This is a genomic window from Streptosporangium brasiliense, from assembly GCF_030811595.1.
GTDB lineage: Bacteria > Actinomycetota > Actinomycetes > Streptosporangiales > Streptosporangiaceae > Streptosporangium > Streptosporangium brasiliense.
This window is the reverse complement of sequence record NZ_JAUSRB010000001.1, coordinates 1661077-1681544: the sequence shown is the minus strand read 5'-3', so window position 1 is coordinate 1681544 and position 20468 is coordinate 1661077. Positions and strand designations below refer to the sequence as shown.

Annotated in this window: 17 protein-coding genes; 8 read left to right on the top strand and 9 right to left on the bottom strand. The window is 69.9% G+C overall.

What is annotated here, in order from left to right:
• Nucleotides 1-286 precede the first annotated feature (286 nt).
• A complete protein-coding gene (surE, locus tag J2S55_RS07480; RefSeq protein ID WP_306858257.1) occupies nt 287-1153 on the top strand; it encodes a 5'/3'-nucleotidase SurE in 867 nt (288 codons plus the stop codon).
• Between the two features lie 118 nt (nt 1154-1271).
• Nucleotides 1272-2507 (top strand): MFS transporter, encoded by a 1236-nt coding sequence (locus J2S55_RS07475; RefSeq protein ID WP_306858255.1) that lies wholly within the window; start codon nt 1272-1274, stop codon nt 2505-2507.
• Here J2S55_RS07475 and J2S55_RS07470 read toward each other — a convergent pair.
• A complete protein-coding gene (locus J2S55_RS07470; RefSeq protein ID WP_306858254.1) occupies nt 2491-3099 on the bottom strand; it encodes a TetR/AcrR family transcriptional regulator in 609 nt (202 codons plus the stop codon). The two genes, J2S55_RS07475 and J2S55_RS07470, sit on opposite strands and share 17 nt — an antisense overlap.
• A 194-nt stretch (nt 3100-3293) precedes the next feature.
• Between J2S55_RS07470 and J2S55_RS07465 the strand changes: the two genes are divergently transcribed.
• A complete protein-coding gene (locus J2S55_RS07465) occupies nt 3294-5684 on the top strand; it encodes a beta-glucosidase family protein (protein WP_306858253.1) in 2391 nt (796 codons plus the stop codon).
• Nucleotides 5685-5747: 63 nt separating this feature from the next.
• Here the strand turns inward: J2S55_RS07465 and J2S55_RS07460 are convergent, their stop codons facing one another.
• From J2S55_RS07460 to J2S55_RS07435, 6 genes are read right to left on the bottom strand one after another with little or no spacing between them, the layout of a single operon-like run.
• Complete coding sequence (locus J2S55_RS07460) at nt 5748-7391, bottom strand: flavin monoamine oxidase family protein (protein ID WP_306858251.1); 1644 nt, start codon at nt 7389-7391, stop codon at nt 5748-5750.
• Between the two features lie 27 nt (nt 7392-7418).
• Complete coding sequence (locus tag J2S55_RS07455) at nt 7419-8834, bottom strand: amidase (protein WP_306858249.1); 1416 nt, start codon at nt 8832-8834, stop codon at nt 7419-7421.
• Nucleotides 8835-8865: 31 nt separating this feature from the next.
• Nucleotides 8866-9549 carry an ATP-binding cassette domain-containing protein gene (locus tag J2S55_RS07450; protein WP_306858248.1) on the bottom strand — a complete coding sequence of 228 codons (684 nt, stop codon included), beginning with the start codon at nt 9547-9549 and terminating at the stop codon, nt 8866-8868.
• Entirely contained in the window at nt 9549-11216 is a 1668-nt protein-coding gene (locus J2S55_RS07445) for a branched-chain amino acid ABC transporter ATP-binding protein/permease (protein WP_306858247.1), read from the bottom strand. Before J2S55_RS07445 ends, J2S55_RS07450 begins: the two co-directional genes overlap by 1 nt.
• Nucleotides 11213-12415, bottom strand: coding sequence for an ABC transporter substrate-binding protein (locus tag J2S55_RS07440; protein ID WP_306858246.1), 1203 nt, complete (start codon nt 12413-12415; stop codon nt 11213-11215). Before J2S55_RS07440 ends, J2S55_RS07445 begins: the two co-directional genes overlap by 4 nt.
• Entirely contained in the window at nt 12376-13251 is an 876-nt protein-coding gene (locus J2S55_RS07435) for a branched-chain amino acid ABC transporter permease (protein WP_306858245.1), read from the bottom strand. Before J2S55_RS07435 ends, J2S55_RS07440 begins: the two co-directional genes overlap by 40 nt.
• Nucleotides 13252-13369: 118 nt before the next feature.
• On the opposite strand from J2S55_RS07435, the gene J2S55_RS07430 reads away from it, so the two are divergent.
• On the top strand, nt 13370-14314 hold the full coding sequence (locus tag J2S55_RS07430) for a helix-turn-helix domain-containing protein (RefSeq protein ID WP_306858244.1): 945 nt from the start codon (nt 13370-13372) through the stop codon (nt 14312-14314).
• Nucleotides 14315-14647: 333 nt separating this feature from the next.
• Nucleotides 14648-14791: a hypothetical protein gene (locus J2S55_RS07425; protein ID WP_306858243.1), complete on the top strand. Its 144-nt coding sequence runs from the start codon at nt 14648-14650 to the stop codon at nt 14789-14791.
• Between the two features lie 208 nt (nt 14792-14999).
• Here the strand turns inward: J2S55_RS07425 and J2S55_RS07420 are convergent, their stop codons facing one another.
• Nucleotides 15000-15692, bottom strand: a complete 693-nt coding sequence (locus tag J2S55_RS07420) for an alpha/beta fold hydrolase (protein WP_306858242.1) — start codon at nt 15690-15692, stop codon at nt 15000-15002.
• A 184-nt stretch (nt 15693-15876) separates the two neighbouring features.
• On the opposite strand from J2S55_RS07420, the gene J2S55_RS07415 reads away from it, so the two are divergent.
• The 3 genes from J2S55_RS07415 to J2S55_RS07405 all read left to right on the top strand — a co-directional run bounded on the left by J2S55_RS07415 (nt 15877) and on the right by J2S55_RS07405 (nt 19996).
• Nucleotides 15877-16902 (top strand): LacI family DNA-binding transcriptional regulator, encoded by a 1026-nt coding sequence (locus J2S55_RS07415; protein WP_306858241.1) that lies wholly within the window; start codon nt 15877-15879, stop codon nt 16900-16902.
• A 479-nt stretch (nt 16903-17381) separates the two neighbouring features.
• Nucleotides 17382-18599, top strand: a complete 1218-nt coding sequence (locus tag J2S55_RS07410) for an FAD-dependent oxidoreductase (RefSeq protein WP_306858240.1) — start codon at nt 17382-17384, stop codon at nt 18597-18599.
• A gap of 65 nt (nt 18600-18664) precedes the next feature.
• A complete protein-coding gene (locus J2S55_RS07405; RefSeq protein ID WP_306858239.1) occupies nt 18665-19996 on the top strand; it encodes a class II 3-deoxy-7-phosphoheptulonate synthase in 1332 nt (443 codons plus the stop codon).
• Nucleotides 19997-20077: 81 nt separating this feature from the next.
• Here the strand turns inward: J2S55_RS07405 and trxA are convergent, their stop codons facing one another.
• Nucleotides 20078-20449, bottom strand: coding sequence for a thioredoxin (gene trxA, locus J2S55_RS07400; protein WP_306858238.1), 372 nt, complete (start codon nt 20447-20449; stop codon nt 20078-20080).
• Nucleotides 20450-20468: the final 19 nt, after the last annotated feature.

Genomic DNA, 20468 nt, shown 5'->3' with positions numbered 1-20468 from the left:
TATGATATTTACCCAGTATTTAAAGTACTTGGCATCTTCTTCCCTGAAGCCAAAGTAGTCAGAATATGAGCCGCACGCCGATACCCCTCGAGAATGCCAGAACGTACAGGCGCGTCCCGATCGGCGCACGGACCTCGAGGGATCCAACGCGGCATATATAACAATTCGACAACAAGGCCTACCGAGTGCTCGGTCTGATAGCCCATGCTCCTGGTCAGCGGTACCCCTCGCGAGATTCGGAGCCCCCATGAAGCCAAGCCGACGACATGCCGCTTTCCTCGCCGCCGTGGCCGTGGCCACAGCCGCCTTCCCGACCACCTCCGCCGTCGCCTCCGCCCCGCGTTCCGAGCTCGCCAGGCGGCTGACCATCCTGCTCAGCAACGACGACGGTTACCGTGCCCCGGGCATCAAGGCCGTCTTCGACAAGCTCACCGCCGCGGGACACGACGTCACCATCGTCGCCCCGGCCGCCGACCAGAGCGGCGCGAGCGCCAAGCGGACCGTCGAGGACGGCCATCGGATCACCGCCAAGAAGGTGGCCGACAAGGTCTGGGCCGTCAGCGGGACCCCGGCCGACTCGGTTCTGTTCGGCCTCGGACACGTCTTCGCGGGCGACAAGGTCGACCTGGTCGTCTCCGGAACCAACCTCGGGCAGAACATCGGCGGCATCGTCAACAACTCCGGCACCGTCGGCGCGGCGGTCACGGCGATCGACCTCGGCATGCCGGCTATCGCGGTGAGCACCGAGTTCGACTTCGAGAACATGCAGAACACGGTCGCCAACATGCCGGCCACCGCGGACTTCATCGTCAGGCTGGTGGCGCGGCTTCAGCACACGGCGCGCGGCAGACGTCTGCTGCCCAAGCACGCCGGTCTCAACGTCAACTATCCAACGCGCCCCAACCTGGCCTCGCCCACCGGGATCGCGTTCACCCGGCAGACCCGCGAGGAGCTGTTCGGCGTGGCCTACAAGGCGAGCGGCGGCGACACCTACACGATGAAGGTCTCCTTCGAGGAGACCGAGGGCGAGGCGAGGAGCGACCTCGCCGCCCTCACCCAGGGCAAGGTCAGCATCACTCCGATCGACGCCGACTGGACGGCCGACCCGGCGACCTATGCCGCGACCGCCGCCCGCCTCGCCGGTCTGCGCTGATCTCGGTCGTTCGCCGGCGTTTCTTCCGACCGGCCAGTCCCCCGGTACGGCTCCCGCACGAGGCGGGCCGCTGCGCGAAGCACGTCTCCCGTCCTCAGATCACCCCCCTTGGAGCATCATGACAGCCAGGACCCCTCGCCCAGGGACCCGTCAGGCCGGCCTCTTCGGGCTTCTGTTCTTCGCCAACACCGCGATGTTCGCCGTCTACTTCGGGGTGGCCCCGCTCCTGCAGAGCGCCATCGAAGTCGCCGACCCCGTCAACAAGGTGTCCAACGCCGGCCTGGTCGCCGGGGTCAGCGCGATCTTCGCCACCCTGTTCAACCCGATCGGCGGAGCACTCTCCGACCGCACGCACTCCCGGTTCGGCCGCCGCGACCCCTGGTTGCTCGGCGGTGCTCTGGGCGCCTTCGCCGCGCTGTGGTTCCTCGGCACGGCCGGCAGCATCATCGTGATCCTGGTCACCTGGTCCATCGCCCAGGCCATGATGAACCTCTTCCAGGCCGCGCTCACGGCCATCGTCCCCGACCGCGTGCCCAGGGAACTGCGCGGCACCGCCTCGGCCGTCGTCGGCATCGCCACCTCGGTCGCGGCCATCGTCGGCACCCAGATCGCGGCCGCGTACATCGGCTCGATCGCAAGCTACCTGCTGCTGGGCGCGGGCGTGGTCGCGTCGGCGGTACTCCTGGTGCTGTTCAGCAGGGACCCCCGTCCCGGGGAGTACGAGGCGGTGGTCAAGGAGCGCAGGTCGCCGCTCGCCGTGCTGGCGGATTTCCTGTCCGCCCTGAGGCACCGCGACTTCATGTGGGTGTTCACCGGCCGCGCGCTGATGAACCTCAGCTATTTCATGGTGCTGATGTTCGAGCTCTACATACTCCAGGACTACATCGCGCTCCCCTCGGGCGTGACCGCCGTCGAAGGCGTGGCGACCCTGACCGTCGTCAACACGGTCACCTCCGTCCTGGCCACCCTGATCGCCGGGCCGCTGGCCGACAAGCTGCAGCGGTACCGGCTGTTCGTCTTCGTCTCCAGCGCGATCACCGGGCTGGCCACGCTGATCCTGCTGCTGTCGCCCACCTGGACCGGCATGATGATCTTCATGGCTATCAACGGGGTGAGCTTCGGCGCCTACTACGCCGTCGACACCGCCCTGGTCACCCTCGTCCTGCCCAACTCGGAGAACGCCGCCAGGGACCTGGGGGTGCTCAACATCGCCAATGCCGGACCGCAGATGCTCGCGCCGCTCGCCGCGGCGTTCTTCATCGGCGTGGGCGGCTACCCGACGCTTTTCATCGTGTCCGCCGTGGTGGCGATCGTGGGAGCGCTGACCGTGCTCCCCGTCAGGTCGGTCCGCTGAGCCCGGGGGCCGAGTCGCGGGCTTTCAGGAGGGAGAGGAAGGCGCGGAACAGCCCCGACATGTCGATCTCGTCGGGGGCGAGCAGCCACTGGAGCTGGAGTCCGTCCATCACCGCGAACATCAGCGGCGCGGCCTGCTCGGGTGTGAGGCCGGCGGGCAACTCGTCGCCGAGTTCGGCGCGGATCACCTCGGCCATCCAGGCACGGGAGGTTCCGTAGCGCGTCTTGAAGAAGTCCCTGGCCGGGTGGTTCTCGATCACGCTCTCCGCGGAGAGCACGGTGAAGGACTGCACGATGCCGCGGCGCTGCGCGTTGTACTCGACCAGCGCGGCCACGGTGTCCAGCGTGATCGCTCCCCCCTCACCGGGCAGCGCGAGCACGTCGAGGTTGCGCTCGTCGCGCAGCCGCAGAACCTCGGCGAGCAGCCGATCCTTGCTCGGGAAGTAATGCAGCACCCCCTGCTGGCTGAGGCCCACCCGTTCGGCGATCGACGCGATCGACGCCCCCGTGTAGCCGCGTTCGGCGAACACGTCGAGCGCGGCCAGCAGGATCTCCTCCCGCCGGCTCTCACGCGATCCTCGGCGCCGCACCATGCGTCAACTCCTCTCGTCGCGCCGAGCCTAACGCGATCAGCAAGAGTAACGATTACATGTCATAACCTACCGACCACTCGGTAACCGCGGGCATACTCCGGAGGGGAAGCGTGGCCCGCACTCTTCCTCTTCGCCCCGATCGGCATGATCGTGGGCGCGGTTCTGGTCACTCGTATCAAGGGGGTTCGCCGACCGTGTCGGGAATCGAGCACGACGACATCGTGGAACAGGCGCTGAGCAAACTCGACCTGGACACCAAGGCACGCATTCTGGCCGGTCAGGACATGTGGAGCCTGCCCGCGGCGCCCGGCGTCAGCCTCGATTCGATCGTCATGTCGGATGGGCCGATCGGTGTCCGAGGCGCCAGATGGACGACCGACGACCCGTCCATCGCCCTGCCGAGCCCGACCGCCCTCGCAGCGACCTGGGACGTGACGCTGGCCCGCCGCGTCGGCAACCTGCTGGCCCAGGAGGCCCGCCGCACGGGTGTTCACGTGCTGCTGGCGCCGACCGTCAACCTGCACCGCTCCCCCCTCGGCGGTCGGCACTTCGAGTGCTACTCCGAGGACCCGGTGCTGAGCGGCGAGATCGCCGCCGCGTACGTCATCGGAGTCCAGGAGGGCGGGGTCGCCGCCACGGTCAAGCACTTCGTGGCCAACGACTTCGAGACCGAGCGGATGACCGCCAACGTCCTGGTCGGCGAGCGTGCCCTGCGCGAACTCTACCTGGCCCCCTTCGAGCTCGTGGTGAAGAAGGCGGGGCCGTTCTGCGTCATGGCGGCCTACAACAGCGTCAACGGGCACACCATGACAGAACATGACGAGCTGCAGAACAAGGTCCTGCGCGACGAGTGGGGTTTCGACGGCGTCATCGTCTCCGACTGGACGGCCGCCCGGGACACGATCCGCGCCGCGCTCGGCGGGCTCGACATCGCCATGCCCGGCCCCGGCACCGTGTACGGCCCGGCGCTCGCGGCGGCCGTACGCGCCGGAGAGCTGGACGAGGAGGTCGTGGACGAGCACGCACGCCGGGTGCTGACCCTGGCCCGCAGGGTGGGCGCCCTGGAGGGCGCGCCCCGCGCCGAGCCCCTTCCGGCCATCGACGGGGAGGCGCTGGCTCGTGAGATCGCGGCGTCGTCGTTCACGCTGGTGCGCAACGACGGCGTCCTGCCGTTCGGCCCGGACAGGAGCGTGGCCCTCATCGGAGGAGCGGCGAAGGAGGCCCGCGTGATGGGCGGGGGCAGCGCGCAGGTCTTTCCCTCCCATGTCGTGTCACCGTACGAGGGGCTCGCGTCCGCGGGGGTCCGCATGGCGTACGCCCGCGGGGCCGACCCCAGCGGCAGGTTCAACCCGGCGCGGTTCCCACTGCGCGTGGTCTGCCGGGCGGAGGACGGGCGGGTGCTCGGCGATTTCCCGCTGTCCGAGGGGGTGATCCAGTGGCTCGGCGAGATGCCGGAAGGCGTGGCCTTCCAAAAGCTGCACAGCGTCGAGATCACCGGCACGTTCACTCCCACGGTCGGCGGCGTGCACCGGCTCTCGATCGAGGGGGTCGGCCGCTTCCGGCTCGTCGTCGGCGGGCAGACCCGCTTCGACGGGACGATGGCCCCGGAAGGCGATGACCCGATCGCGTTGTTCATGGCGCCGCCGCACACCGTCGTCGACGTGGAGCTGCGCGCCGGGGAGCCGGTCGACGTCCGCCTCGAGCACACGGTGCCCCGGTCCGACCTGCTGTCGTTCCCCTTCGTCGGCGCCACACTCGGTCACCGCAAGCCGACGCTCGGTCCGGACAAGCTGATCGAGGAGGCCGTACAGGTCGCCTCGGCGGCGGACGTCGCCGTGGTCGTCGTGGCCACGACCAAGGAGGTGGAGAGCGAGGGCTTCGACCGCACGTCGCTGAAGCTGCCCGGCCGTCAGGACGAGCTGGTGTCCCGGGTGGCCGCCGCCAACCCGCGGACGGTCGTCGTGGTCAACGCCGGCTCCCCCGTGGAGATGCCATGGCGGGAAGAGGTCGCGGCCATCCTGCTCACCTGGTTCCCCGGCCAGGAGGGCGGCCACGCGCTGGCCGATGTGCTGCTCGGCCGCACGGAGCCGGGCGGCCGCCTGCCGACCACCTGGCCCGGCGCGCTCGAGGACTGCCCGGTCGTCGACGTCACCCCCGTCGACGGTGTGCTGCGATACGAGGAGGGCGTCTTCGTCGGCTACCGCGCCTGGGAGCGGTCGGGTACGGCTCCCGCCTACGGGTTCGGAGCCGGTCTCGGATACACGACCTGGCACTACGATTCCGCCGAGTACGCCGACGAGACGCTCACCGTCCGGGTGCGCAACACCGGCGACCGTCCCGGCCGCGAGGTGGTGCAGGTCTACCTGGCGCCCGTGGTGCCCGACTCCCGGCCCGCCCGCTGGCTGGTCGGGTTCGCCGTCGCCGAGGCCGGCCCCGGCGAGACCGCCGAGGTGTCCGTCGAGATCCCGCGCCGCGCGGCCGAGGTTTGGAGCGAGGACGGATGGCGCCTGGTCTCCGGGGACTACGCGCTCCAGACCGGCCACTCACTCGACGACATCCGCATCACCACCACCCTGGCCCTGTAGGAGAGCACGGCGAGGTTCTCCCGCGGCTCCTGAGGGCCGGTGCGCCCGGCCCTCAGGACCTACTCACGCCGCGGAGGCGATGCCGAGGTCGGCCAGGAGTTCGTTCGCGGCCTGAAGGCCCGAATCCGCTCCCCCTTCCATGAATCCCGCGGCGACCGCGGAGGTGTGTTCGCCCGCGAAGTGGACGTTGCCCTGCCGGACCACCTCGTAGCCACCGTAATACTGGTAATAGGCGGTGGGCAGCCCCGCGTAGGCGCCGCGGGCGTAGGGGTTGAGGTGCCAGGCGGCCAGCGTGGCCTTGCCGTTCCACTGGCTGTCCAGGCCGGGGAAGACCGTGTTCAGCTGAGAGAGGACGGCGCGGGCGTACCCCGCCGTTCTGTAGGAGCTCGCGGTCGAGAAAGCGGAGGCCGGGTTGAAGTCGGCGGCGTGATCGCCGCCGGCGTAGGCGAGGAGGATGCCCTGGGTGCCCGCCTGGGCACGGGTGGACTCCCAGGAGGTCTGGTAGCCGCTCTCCGACATGGTGCTGCCGCTACCGCGGCCCCACGGGCCCGCGTCGTTCCACAGGCGTCGGTCGAACTGGAGCGCCAACTTGGTGTTGCGCCCCATCGGCAGGGCCGCGATGGCCGCTCTCTTACGCGCGTCGAACCTGGCGGCGGAGAAGTTCACGCGCTGCAGTACGCCTTGGGGCAGGGCCAAGATCGTGTGGTCGGCGGTCACCGTTCGGGTCAGGCCGTCGACGGAAAAGACCAGGGTCTGCCGTCCCGCGCCGTCGACCGCCAGGGCCTCCAACTTCCAGCCGTGCCGTACGGTCCCTGCGGGCAGGGCGTCCTTGATGGCCCGCGGGAGAAGGTCGTTGCCGCCTCTGATGTGGAAGCGGGTGTCGCTCTGCCCGAAGAGGGAGAACCTGCCCTCGGGCTGGGCGGCGAGCACGACGAGGATGCCCATCGCCGTGCTGCTGTCGGTGTCCATGCCGAGTTCGGTGGTGAAGGCGACGTCGAGCAGCTTGCCGATCCGGGAGGAGTGGCCGCCGGGCACCCTGGTCTCGATCCACTCGTACGTCGTCATGTTCGACAGCGCGGCGACCTGGGGAGAGGTTGGGGTGTCCCAGCTCGGCCAGGCGAACCCGTCGAGGTCCGCCAGGATCGCCTGGTAGACGGGAGCGAAGTCGGCGCTGGCGGTCGCGTACGGGTAGTACCCGCCGTCGATCCAGTAGGTCTCCGTGCTGCCGGCCGGCTCGGCGGCACGCAGGTCGTCCAGCGGCAGCCCGAACCGCGCGGCCAGTCCATGGATGATCTCGTGACCGGTGTCGATCAGCTCAGCGCCCCACTCGGAGACCTGTCCAGCTCTCCAGTAGGCGCCGGAGGGATTGGAGTAGATGCGGCCGCCGACCCGGGTGTCTGCCTCGTAGACGGTCGCGCCGATCCCCTTGTCGGCCAGCCGCAGCGCCGCGGCGAGGCCGGCGATGCCCGCACCGACGATCGCCACACGCGGCTGGTCGGCGGCGCGGGCGGGGCGGACGGGGAAGCCGAGGACGCCGGTCGCGGCCCCCACGCCCAGAGCGGCCGCACCACCGAGGAGGGCCCGGCGGGACACCGCACGCACCCCTGCCACGCCTCGGACCTCGTCGACGGGCACGCGCAGCCGTGCGGCGGCCCGATGCTCCTGAAAGATCTTCTGCACCAGACGGGCCAGTTCTGTTCTTGCCATGGCGGATCTCCTTGTCATGTGCGGAGGTCATCCGAGGAAGCGTGCGGGGCGGCGGAGCGGCCAGCGGTCCAGCTCCTCCAGGGCGGCAGCCAGCCGGATGAGCACAGCCTCGTCCCAGGGCCCGCCGATCAGCTGGCTGCCGATGGGAAGCCCGTCGGGCGAGGTGTAGGTCGGCAGTGTGATGGCGGGCAGGCCGGTGATGTTGCAGACGGCGGTGAACGAGATCATCTGGGTCTCGGTGACCCTGACCCCCGCAGGATCGGCGTTGGCCTCCGCCAGGACCGTGTCGACCAGCGGGGGCGGGCAGGCCATGGTCGGGGTGAGCAAGACGTCGAAGTCCCTGCCCCACTGGGCGCGGACGACGACGGACTCCTCCTGCAGGAGGGCGACGGCCCGGGTGTAGGTCCCCGAGTGGCAGCTCGCGGCGCGCTCCATCCGGTACCGCAGGTGCGGCTCGGCCAGCTCCGGCTGGTCGTACGGCGACGCCCACAACGCCGCGTCGAGAACGGTCTGGGTGTAGCCGACGATGGCCTCCCCGCTGAAGAAGCGCGGCGACACCGGGAACACGGCGTGGCCGAGCGACTCCAGCAACCGCGCGGTGTGCATGGCAGCCGCCGCGCACACCGGATCGACCGGCAACCCGGTCGGCGCGTCCAGCAGCAGGCCGATCCGCAGCGACCCGCAGTCGCGGCCCACCTCGTCGGAGAACGGCCGCTCCGGGGCGGGCGCGCGGTACATGACCAGGTTGTCGGGCACGCTCATGACATCGAGCAACGCGGCCGCGTCACGCACCGTGCGGGTGATCGCGCCTTCGACGGTCGCGTGCTCCCAGGACGCCACATACTGCGGCACCCTGCCCCGGCTCGGTTTGAGACCGACCATCCCGCAACACGACGACGGCATGCGGATCGAGCCGCCACCGTCGTTGGCGTGGGCGACGGGCGCGAGACCGGCGGCGACGGCGGCCGCCGCGCCACCGCTGGAGCCGCCTGAGGAGTAGGCCAGGTTCCAGGGGTTGCGGGTACTGCCGTAGCGGGAGTTGTCGGTGGTGGAAAGCAGTCCCATGTCCGGGCTGTTGGTCCGGCCCATCAGCAGGAATCCCGCGTTGAGCAGCCTTGTCACGACCGGCTCCGTGACCGTTCGCGGGGTGTCGTGCACCCCGAACGTCCCGTAGGTGGCGGGCTGCTCCACCACCTGGGTCAGGTCCTTGATGGGAACCGGCACACCGTGGAAGGCGGGCAGTTCGCGGCCGCCCTCCATGACGGCCTGCTCAGCCCGCCGGGCGGCCGATCGCACCTGCTCGTCGTTCCGCCAGACGAAGGCTCCGACCTCGGGGTCGTAGCGGTTGATGCGCTCCAGACAGGTGTCGACGATCTCAACCGGACTCAGTTCGCGCTTGCGTACCGCCTCGGCGAGATCCGACGCGGAGTCGAAGGGGTCCATGATGGCTCCAGACAATGAGAAGAAAAAGGGGTCAGCCGACGGCGAGCAGGCGGTCGAGTTCCTCGCGGGTCTGCGGTGTGCTCGGGCCGTCGAACACGACCCGGCCGGCCTCCATGACGACCGCGCGGTGGCTTCGGTCCAGGAGAAGCCCCGCGTGCTGGTCGACCGCCACCACGGCGACACCGGTCGCGGCGATGCCGGTAAGCGCCTCCAGCACGTCGCGCACGACCGACGGCTGCAGGCCCTGAGTGAGCTCGTCCACCACGATCAGCGACTGCCCGGAGACGATCGCCCTGGCGATGCCGAGTTGCTGCTTCTGCCCGCCGGACAGCGTTCCCGCGGCCTGCTGATGCCGCTCGGTGAGCAGCGGGAAGATCTCGCGCGGATCGACCGCGGGGACGAAGCCCTTGCGCGTGGCCAGCCGGAGGTTCTCCGCGACGGTGAGGCTGGGGAACACCCCTCGGTCCTCCGGCATCAGCGCGGCGCCCCAGCGGGCGAGCAGCTCCGGACGACCGGGCGGCACGGTACGGCCCGCCAGACTCAGCGTGCCGCCCTGCCGGTCGGCGAGCCCGAAGATCGTACGCAGCAGAGTGGTCTTGCCGGTGCCGTTGCGGCCGAGCAGGGCGACCGTCTCACCCGCCGCGATCCGGAAATCCACGTCGCGGACCACGGCGGCCTGGCCGTACCCTCCGCAGAGTTCGTGCAGTTCGAGCATCAGTGCACCCCCAGGTATGCCTCGCGCACCGCCGGGTCGGCAGTGATCTCGTCCATCGCGCCGTGCGCGATCACGCCTCCGTCGTGCAGGACCACGACGTCGTCGGCCAGTTCGCGGACGATCGTCATGTCGTGCTCGACGACGAGCATCGCGCAGCCCGTCCGGTGGGAGACCTCCTTCAGTTCCCTGACCAGCGCGCGGGCGTCGTCCGGTCCGAGCCCAGCCGCGGGTTCGTCGAGCAGCATCAGCCGGGGTGCCCCGGCCAGCACCATGGCGAGTTCCAGCCGTCTCCGGTCGGCGAGCGGCAGGGCACGGGCCTCGCTCGTCCCGTCGCGGACCAGGTCGTCGTACTCGGCGGGCAACTCGACGTGCTCGGGTGCGTCCATGCGGGCCAGCCTGATGTTGTCGGCAAGCGACAGGTCCGTCAGGACGCTCGGGATCTGGAACATCCGGCCCACTCCCAGGCGTACCCGGTCATGGATCGGCACCGCGGAGGCGGCCGCACCGAAGATCCGTACCTCACCCCCGTCGGGGGCGAGCTGGCCCGCGACGATCGCGAGCAGGGTGCTCTTGCCTGCGCCGTTGGGACCGATCAGGCACACGCAACGCCCGTCCTCGACGGTCAGGTCCACGCCGCGGAGCACGTTCACCGGGCCGAAGGACTTGTGAATCCCCTTGAGGACGAGCGCCGCCGCTCCCCTGGCCTGGCCGCCGCTCCCCTTCCGGGGCCGGCGCACCGAGGCGGCGGGGGGCAGCCTCACCGCGGGTCCACGTGTCCAGTGGCGGGCGATCCCCGCCAGGCCCGTGGGAGCGAACTGAACGACGAGGACGAACAGAGCGGCGAGCCCCAGGACGTACCAGCCCTGCCAGGTGCTGCCGAGCATCTGCTCCCCCACCGTGACCGGCACCGCGCCGAGGAACGGGCCCACGGTCGACCCCCGCCCTCCCAGGGCGAGCCAGACGAGCACGCTGGTCGACAGGCCGAGACCGAAGATCTGCGGGGACACCAGCCCTGCCGCGAGCGCGTACAGCGCGCCCGCGACCGTCGACACCGCCGCGCTGACCACGAAGGCTGTGGAGCGGACATGGAGCCCGTCGATGCCGGTCTGGGCGGCGCGCTCCGGATTGCGGGACGCCGCGGTCAGCCGCGCGCCAAACCTGCTCCTGACAACCGTCACGGTGGTCACGGCCACCACGACGGCCACCACCACGAGGGTCAGATAGTACGTCGTGACCACACCGGGGCTGCGGATCGACAGCCCGTTGGTGCCGCCGGTCAGGCCGGTGAGGCTGGTGGCGGCGTGCTGGAGCAGCAGGCTCACGCCGATCGTCAGCAGGATGAGCGGGGCGTCGGGGATGCCGGAGGCCAGTCCGATCCGGACCATCGGCAGCGCGATGGCGACCGAGAGCGCCGGCGCCGCCACCAGCAGAACGGCGATCGTCAGGTCGTGCGCCTGACTGAGCGCGACGGCGTAGGCACCCAGGCCGAAGAAGGCCGCGTGGCCCACGCTGAGCAGTCCCGCCCGTCCCCAGGACAGGTCGAGCCCGTAGGCGAACAACCCGTAGCAGAGCCCCAGGGTCAGGGTGGCCACCGCGAAGGTGCCGAGCCCGAAGGGAGCCGCCACCAGGACGGCGGCGAGCAGGCCGAGCCGTACCGTCATCCTCATGCGCAACCCGTCTTCGGGGTGGTGTCGGGAATCGGGCCGAGCTTCTTGCTCACCTCGTACGCGCCGCCGGGCTTGATCGTCACTTCCAGCATGTCGGCCTGGAGCCTGTGGTTGGTGCTCTCGAAACGGGTGCCCTTGCCGAGCGGCGAGTCGAAGGTGAGCCGTCCGATCTCCGTGTTGATCGCCGGCCCTTCGAAGGCGGCTGCCTTACGCGCGGCGTCCAGGAGAAACTGGACGCCGAAGTAGGCGTTGCCCGCCACCTCGGGGATCGGGTCCTTGAAGTCGTGCGCCGCGCGGTAGTCGGCCACGAACTTCCGGCTCTCGGCGTCGTCCAGGCCGTCGGTCCAGCGCACGGTGTGGGTACGGCCGTTCACCAGGGCGCTGAGCGCCGGGTAGTAGTCGGTGTCCAGTGGCGCACCCTCGAAGCCCAGCTCGGGGGTGAGCAGGCCGAACTGCTTGGCCTGCTGGCTGAACGTCACCGCGTCGGCGCCGACGACCATCGACAGCACCACGTCCGGCTCGGCGTCCTTCATCCGCGTGATGACCGGCTGCCAGTCAGCCTGCCCGAGCGGGCTGTACTCCTCGGCGAGGATCGAGCCGCCCGCCTGCTTCACGAGCTCCTTGGCGACCCCGGCGTAGAAGTGCGGGTAGTTGTAGTCCGAGCCGACGATCGCCACCTTCGTCCCGTACTTCCTGAGTAGCTCGGGAACGGCCGGCGTGAGCATCTGGCGAGTGGTCTCGCCGAAGCCCCACTGGTAGGTGTAGCACCTCTCGGTGTCACCGAGGATGGCCGTACCGAACGGGACCTTCGCGTCGTCGGCGACCCGGGCCACGGCTTCGGCGGTGTCCCCGGTGATCGTGCCGAAGATCATCGACACCTGGTCCTGCTGGATGAGCTTCCTGGCGAGCTGGGTAGAGGTCGCCGGGTTGCCCGCGTCGTCGACGACGACGTACTCCACCTTCTTGCCGTTGACGCCGCCGTTGTCGTTGACCTTCTTCACGCCGAGCTCGAACCCGCGCCGGAGGGCCGTTCCTGTCGCGGAGACGGGTCCGGTGAGCGGAACGATCACACCGATCTTCAACGACCCGCTCTGGCCGTCCTGCCCGCCCGAGATCGCTGAGCCGCCGCATCCGGTCAGCGCCAGCAGGGTGGCTACGGTCAGGATGCCCGTGCGGGGAGGAGAAGGCGGCTGAGCCATGAGGAGAACCTCCAAATCCAGGGGCGCGAGCGCAGCGCCGCAACCCCGATGACGATCAGATAGAAGAGGACTTCGGCCAGGACGTCGCTCATCCAGGCGCGCAGCAGCACCGACAGGGCGGCGATCAGCAGAGCGGCGCCCGCCGCCGTCGCGAGCGCGCCGGGACGGCTGAACAGCAGGCCGAAGAAGACAGGGACCAGCAGGCTGAACCCCATGGTCGGATTCACCGCCAGCACCGGGCTGTACAGCGCACCCGCCAGTACGGCCAGCAGCCCGCCCAGGACGAAGGCGAGGGTGCGCACCCTGCGCGGGTCGGTGCCGAGCAGCGCCGCCATGGTCGCGTTGTCCGCGATCGCGCGCAGGGTGAGGCCCCAGCCCGTCCGGTAGGCCACGAGCAGCACCAGCCCGATGACCGCCACCGCGATCAGCCCGCAGGCCAGGCGGTAGGCCGGATAGGGCGTGGTCAGCACCGTCACGGCCCCGGCCATCGGCGGTTCGACCGTGCGGGAGGTGGAGGTGAAGAGCAGTTCGGCCGCCTGGCGCAGCGCCATGCCGACCCCCCAGGTGACGAGCATGGTCGCCAGCCCGTCCGCGAGGGGGCGCCGTAACAGGAGCCGCTCGATCAGCAGGAGCAGCGGGGCGCTCACCACCAGGGCCAGCACCACCCGCCAGCCGAACGCGGGTCCGGCGGCGACCGCCGCCGTGTAGGCCCCGACCATCATGAGGTCGCCCTGGGCCAGGTTCACCACCCGTGTCGCCGCGAAGATCACGGCAATGCCGAGGGTGACGAGCCCATAGAGGCCGAACAGGCTGAGGATTGCCAGAAGTACATCCACCTGTAACCGTCTTTTCACTTCCAGGAACCGGGAGACGAGTGCGAGCATCTGCCAATCTCGGCGCTCGCGTTGGCATCGGAGCGCAGGCTTCTGGCGTCGCAGTGCGGAAGGAGGGGCCGTGCATCTGGAAACCCAGCACGATGGCACGCTCGTCTTCGGATACCTGGACACCGACTCGCCCGACCGTTTCCGGGCGTCCGACACCGTCCTGGTCAAGGCGGCGGCCCCCTATGCCGCCGAGATGCGCCCTGAGCGGTTCGGCGCGCTCAACACGTGCGACATCAGCGGTGAGCACGGAGTGCAGGTCAGCCCGCACGCGCCGGCCGCGGCCCGCGACGGCGCCCATCTGCTCGGACTGCTGCTGTCCGGCGACGGCACGTTCGAACAGGACGGCCGCCGATGCCCGCTCTCTCCCGGCGACTTCGTTCTCTACTCAGCGGAACGCCCGTTCCGCCTCGACCTCGGCGGTAACTACCGCTGGTTCGTCATGCACCTGGATTCCGGGACCGCCAAGCTCATGAGGCTGGCGCGGAACACGACGGCGAACCAGGAGCTTCCCCGTTCACCCAGCGGCCGTGTCCTCGCCGCGATGCTCACCGAACTCGCGCACCGGGCGCGCGACCTCGGGCCGGTGGCCAGGAGCGAGATGGGCGAACACGTCAGCGGCGTCATCCGGACCCTCGTCCGCGAGGCGGGCAGGCAGAGCCTGCCCGCCGACCAGGCGCACGTCCTCGACCGGATCATCGATCACATCGACCGGCATCTGGCCGACGGTCTTCCGCCCGTGGAGATCGCCACCGCCCACCACATCTCGGTCCGGTCCCTGCACGCGCTCTTCCAACGGCAGGGGGAGACGGTCGGTGCCCACATCCGGCGCCGACGCCTGGACCGCATCCGCCGGGACCTCGCCGACCCCGCGCTGGCCCACCTGCCCGCGTACACGGTGGCGGCCCGCTGGGGCATCCGGGGCCCCAGCCATTTCAGCAAGCTCTTCAAGGCCGAGTTCGGCGTCTCACCCCGCGAGTTCCGGGACCGGTTCCGCCTGAGCGCCGCCCAGGAGTGAGCGGGGGCATCGCCGGCCGTCGGGTCCGCCGCGCGGGCCCTGGCCGGGGAAGGCCGAAGACCCGCGGATCTGGAAGTCGGCCAAGAACAGGCGGCCGGGGTCACGCCGTCCAGCGGCATGTCCAGCCAGCAGTCCTCCGGGCCGGAGGTGGGCAGCAGGACGACGCCGTAGCCATGGGACAGGGCGGCCTGGGTCGTGGCGGTGAGGAGCTGGGAGAAGTACGCCAGGATCGTTCCACCAATCCCTTGTGCAGGAACGTTCCTTCACAAATACTCACAGCCACCCCAAGCCGCATACCGGATCATTGCGACTCGTCCAGAAAGAGGTGGTCTGATGCGCATCTCCCGTTTCGCTGCCGCAGCGGCGCTGCTCGCACTGGCACTCGCCGCCCGCGGTGGCGCGTACGCCTTCGACCACCCGCCCAACACCGTGCTCGCCAACGTGTGCGAGCAGGTCATGCGGATCACCCCGATCTGAAGCTGGAGCCGGGCCTGGCCAGCGCCGTGGTCGGGGTGCCCGACGCGACGTGGTGGACGACCTGCCCAGAACGGGGTCAGGGAAGATCCAGAAATCCGAACTGCGGTGCTGCGGCCTGCCGTAGCAGAGAGGTGGATCGCTCTCCGCGGCCGCTCAGGCCGATGATGAACGCCGCGACGGGCGGCGCGGTCGGCCGTATCGCAAAGGTCTAGATCCAGCCCTCGAGACCGGCCAGGAAGTCGTCGAACAGGTGGCGATGGATCGTGTGCTCGGCGCCCTTCACCACACGCACCTCGAAGTTCTTGGAGATGAGGGCCTCGGCCACCTCAGGGGAGATCAGCTCGCTCGGGTCGGCCAGCTGGACCAGTGACGGCACCACCGGTTCGGGCGTGAAGTCCGAGCCGAGGAACGAGTTCAGTGCCCTCGCGGTGGCCGGGTCCCACTTGGCCAGCATCTCGATCTCAAGGACGCATTCCTCGGCGGACCAGCCGGGATGGACCTGCCGTACCATCTCCATGTTCTGTCCCTTGGCCGAGGCCATCATCGCGCCGAAATCCACTCCGTCGATCTTGGGGATGCGGAACGCCGGGTCGGAGTAGACCGCCCTGCCCGGCTTGAGCCGTCCGACCGCGAGCGACAGGGTGAGGCCGCCGAGTGAGTGACCGATGGCCAGTTCGGGCGTGGCCGGGACCGACTCCAGCACGCTTGAGGCGTACAGCTCGGGGGTGTACTCCTCGGCGCGGGGGCTGTCGCCATGGCCGGGCAGGTCCACCGCGATGACCCGGTAACCACGCTCGGCCAGCGCCGGGCCGACCCGCCACCAGCAGCGGGAGTCGGCCATGATGCCGTGAATCAGCACAGCGACCCGGTCACCGCGGCCCCATTCGCGAGTGTGCAGCATCGGATTCCTCCCAGATGTGATCAACAGGACGGCGGCCGCGCCGACGAGAGGCAGGCCCCCGTAGCTCACCCCGACTACCCGCCGAGCCGCTTATACGTATAAGCACTTGATAGCATCGGTTTCGCGAGGCGACAAGGGCACGGCTCCGGTCTTAACGAACTCGCGATGATCCAGAATGGATTCGATGTCCGCCAAGCCACCCACAAGTCTCGACGTCGCCCGCGATGCAGGGGTCTCTCAGGCGACGGTGTCGTACGTCCTCAACAACCGCGAGGGCGCACGTATCAGCGACGAGACGCGTGCGCGCGTCCAAGAGGCCGCCGACAGGCTCGGGTACGTGCCGCACGCCGGAGCCCGGACGCTGCGGACCGGACACAGTGGGCTGGTGCTGGTTCCGCTGGCCGACATCCCGTACGGCCCGCTCGCCGTCGGCCTGATGGAGGAGTTGGACCGCGAACTCAGCCGGCTCGGATACTCCATGATCCAGTACGGCGCACGCCGCCTGAAAGGCGTGGCCGCCGCCCGCGCCTGGGCCGAGCTACGCCCGGTCGCGGTCCTCGCCCCGGCCGAACGGCTGACCCGGCAGGCCGTGAACGTACTGCACTCGGCGGGGATCAGAGCGGTGATCGGCATCGGCGCCGTGGGCTGGTCCTCCGAGATCGTCTCCACCGTGACCATGGACCACGAGGAAATCGGGGCCACGGCCGCCGAACACCTCCTCGCACGCGGCAGTCGCACCCTCACCGCGATCATCCCGACCGAGGACGGCCTGCGCGACATGGGTCTGCTCCGGGCGGTCGGCGTGCAGCGGGTGGCCGCCGCCCACGGCGTGCCGTACACCCAGGTGGATCTGGCCTTCTCCGAGACCGCGACCGCCGCGCGGCTGGATGCGTGGCGGGCCGCGGGCATCAGCGGAGAAGGCCGGACCAAGCACGGCGTGTTCGCCTACAACGACGACTACGCCATGCTGCTGATGGCGGTGCTCGCCGACAACGGGTTCGCTGTTCCCGGCAACGTGGCGGTCGTGGGCTGCGACGATCTGCCGTTGGCGAAGCTGCTGCGGCCCCGGCTGACCACCGTCCGCCTCAACGTCACCGACGCTCCGGCCCTGCTCGCCCAGACCCTGGACGAGGTCGTCAAGGAGGGGGTGACCAGGCAGCCCCGCCTCGCCCTGTGGACCCATGCCCTGGTCGAGCGCGACTCCACCTGAGATCTGGCGATCAGGGACGGCTCGGCACCGGGTGACTACGGCGGCAACCTCCAGGCCCTGCCCGCGCCCTGCAGCCTGCCGGCATGAGTGTCCGATACGGACGGCGTGCCTCGCCGTACGGGCCGGCACCGCGTCACCCACCGGACGGACGGCGTCCCTGCCGTACGGGCGACGCCTCCGCTCCGGCGCACCCGCTCCCCCTCCAGGCGGGTGGTGACCACCTCGGAGACCTGGTCGTAGGCGACCTCCCGGACATCCGGGAGACCAGCAGGTCGTAGACCCGGTCGAAGGCCCGCTCGTGCCCCAGCGCCACCTGGGCGAGGAGGTCCTCCAGGCCGGGTCCCCGCCGGGGGCCGGTGCTCCCGAGGGCTCACGTTCTGTCCTCACACCCGCCTATTCGACACGGGGCAGGGAACGGATTGCCGGAAAACCTGTTCTCTTCGAGAACTCTGTGCCAGTATTTCATTGGGTGATGAATTATGGATGAGAACACATGCGTGATCGCCGGGGGCGGCCCGGCGGGAGCCGTGCTCGCCCTGCTGCTGGCACGGTCCGGCGTCCAGGTGACGCTGCTGGAGAAACACGGCGACTTCCTGCGCGACTTCAGGGGGGACACCATCCACCCCTCGACCCTGCAGGTCCTCGACGAGCTGGGCCTGGCCGGGGAGTTCGGCCGGCTGCCCCACCGCAAGGCGCACACCATGTCCCTGCAGACCGACGAGGCCACGGTGCCGATCGCCGACCTGTCCAGGCTCCCGGGCAGATACAACTACATCGCGTTCGTGCCGCAGTGGGACTTCCTCAACCTGGTGACCGGCGCCGCCAAGCGGTATCCCACCTTCCGCCTCGTCATGAACGCCGAGGTGGTCGGCGTGATCCGCGAGGGAAACGCGGTGCGCGGGGTCCGCTACCGCGACGCCGGCGGTGAGCACGAGCTGCGCGCGGCGCTCACCGTGGCCGCCGACGGCCGCCACTCCGACGTGCGCCGGGCCGCCGGGCTCGTCCCGGTGGAGCACGGCGCGCCGATGGACGTGCTGTGGTTCCGGCTGCCGCGCGAGCCGGCCGATCCCGCCCAGCCGTTCCTGCGGGTCTCCGCCGGTCACATGATGGTGGCGATCAACCGCGAGACCTACTGGCAGCTCGCCTACCTGATCCCCAAGGGCGGCTTCGACGCCCTGCGGGCCCGGGACATCGACGCGCTGCGCGCGCCGGTCGCCGAGCTGCTGCCCTTCCTCAAGGAGCGGGTCGGGCTGCTGTCGGGCTTCGACGACGTGAGCATGCTGTCGGTCGCGCTCAACCGGCTGCGCCGCTGGCACCGTCCGGGCCTGCTGGTCATCGGTGACGCGGCGCACGCGATGTCGCCGGTCTTCGGCGTCGGCATCAACCTGGCCGTGCAGGACGCGGTGGCCGCGGCCAACCTGCTGGCCGGGCCGCTCTCGGCCGGGGCCGAGATCCCCGAGTCCCTGCTCGCCGCGGTCCAGCGCCGCCGCACCCCGCCCACCGTGGTCACCCAGTTCGCCCAGCGCGTGGTGCAGGCCCGGCTGATCCGTCCCGCCCTGTCCGGGGACGCCGGTCCGGCGCGGGTGCCGCGCGACCTCTCCCGCGTCCCGGTGATCGGGGCCATGGCCCGCCGTTTCATCGGTTTCGGCGTGCTTCCCGAGCATGTCAGGACTCCAGAAGTGTCTCAGCATGCATAAAGTCCTTCTCAGTCCGTGGACAATCGGGTCGGTCCGCACAGCCGGTTGCAATAGCCTGGTATGTCGTGAGCATCAACCTCGATTCCTGGCGGCAGCTGCCTGCGGCGCAGCAGCCCGAGTGGCCCGACCGCGGCGAGCTGGACAAGGTCGTCGCCGAACTGCAGGGGCTTCCTCCCCTGGTCTTCGCAGGGGAGTGTGACAACCTCAAGGCCGACCTGGCGGCCGTGGCGCGGGGCGAGGCCTTCGTCCTGCAGGGCGGCGACTGCGCCGAGACGTTCGCCGGGGCCACCGCCGACGACGTGCGCAACAAGCTGAAGACGCTGCTGCAGATGGCGATCGTGCTCACCTACGCGGCGAAGGTGCCGGTCGTGAAGATCGGCCGGATGGCCGGGCAGTTCGCCAAGCCGCGCTCCAAGGGCACCGAGACCCGCGACGGCGTGGAGCTGCCCGCCTACCGGGGCGACATGGTCAACGGCTTCGACTTCACCCCCGAGTCCCGCGTCCCCGACCCGTGGCGGCTGCTGCGCGCCTACCACTCCTCCGCGGTGACGCTGAACCTGGCCCGCGCCTTCACCAAGGGCGGCTACGCCGACCTGCGCCAGGTGCACGCCTGGAACCAGGACTTCGTGATCGAGTCCCCGGCCGGCAAGCGTTACGAGCAGCTCGCCCGGGAGATCGACCAGGCGCTGGCGTTCATGCGCGCCTGCGGCGCCGAGCCGGAGGAGTTCCACAGCGTGGAGTTCTACTCCTCCCACGAGGCGCTGATCCTGGACTACGACCGGGCGCTCACCAGGATCGACTCCCGGACCGGCGAGCCGTACGACGTGTCGGCGCACATGGTCTGGATCGGCGAGCGCACCCGCCAGCTCGACAGCGCGCACGTGGAGTTCTTCTCCCGGATCCGCAACCCGATCGGCGTGAAGCTCGGCCCGACGACCACGCCGGAGGACGCCCTCGCGCTGATCGAGAAGCTGAACCCGGACAACGAGGCCGGGCGGCTGACGTTCATCACCCGGATGGGCGCGTCGAAGATCCGCCAGCACCTCCCCGAGCTGGTGGAGAAGGTCACCGCCAGCGGCGCCCAGGTGGCGTGGATCTGCGACCCCATGCACGGCAACACCTTCGAGGCGCCCAGCGGGCACAAGACCCGCCGCCTGGACGACGTCCTGAACGAGGTGGCGGGCTTCTTCGACGTCCACCGCGAGCTCGGCACCCACCCCGGCGGCATCCACATCGAGTTCACCGGCGACGACGTCACCGAGTGCGTGGGCGGCGGCGCGGAGATCGTCGAAGACGACCTGGCGCTGCGCTACGAGACGGCGTGCGATCCGCGCCTGAACCGGAGCCAGTCGCTGGACCTGGCCTTCCGGGTGGCCGAACTCTACCGCTCGGTCTGAGCCTCCTGCCGGACCTCTCCGAGGGCTCACATGCGAAAGCCCCGCGCCGTCACCGGTTGCGGGGCTTTTCTGGCTCGGGTGTCAGTTCTTCTGCACGCCCATCTCGTTCGCGAGCTCGGTCCGGATCGCGTCCATGTCGAGCGCGCGGACCTGGCCGATCAGGTCCTCGAGGGCGGCCTCGGGCAGCGCGCCGGGCTGGGCGAAGACGACGATGCCGTCGCGGATGGCCATGATCGTCGGAATCGAGGTGATCTCGAAACCCTGGGCCAGCGCCTGCTCCGCCTCAGTGTCGATCTTGCCGAACTTGATGTCGCCGTGCTTCTCCGACGACTTCTCGAAAATCGGCCCGAACGTGCGGCACGGCCCGCACCAGGCCGCCCAGAAGTCCAGCAGGACGATCCCCTCGTCGGCGATCTCGTTGAAGTTCTTCTCGGTTACCTCGATGGTCGCCACCGTTGGCTCCTCTTGTCTC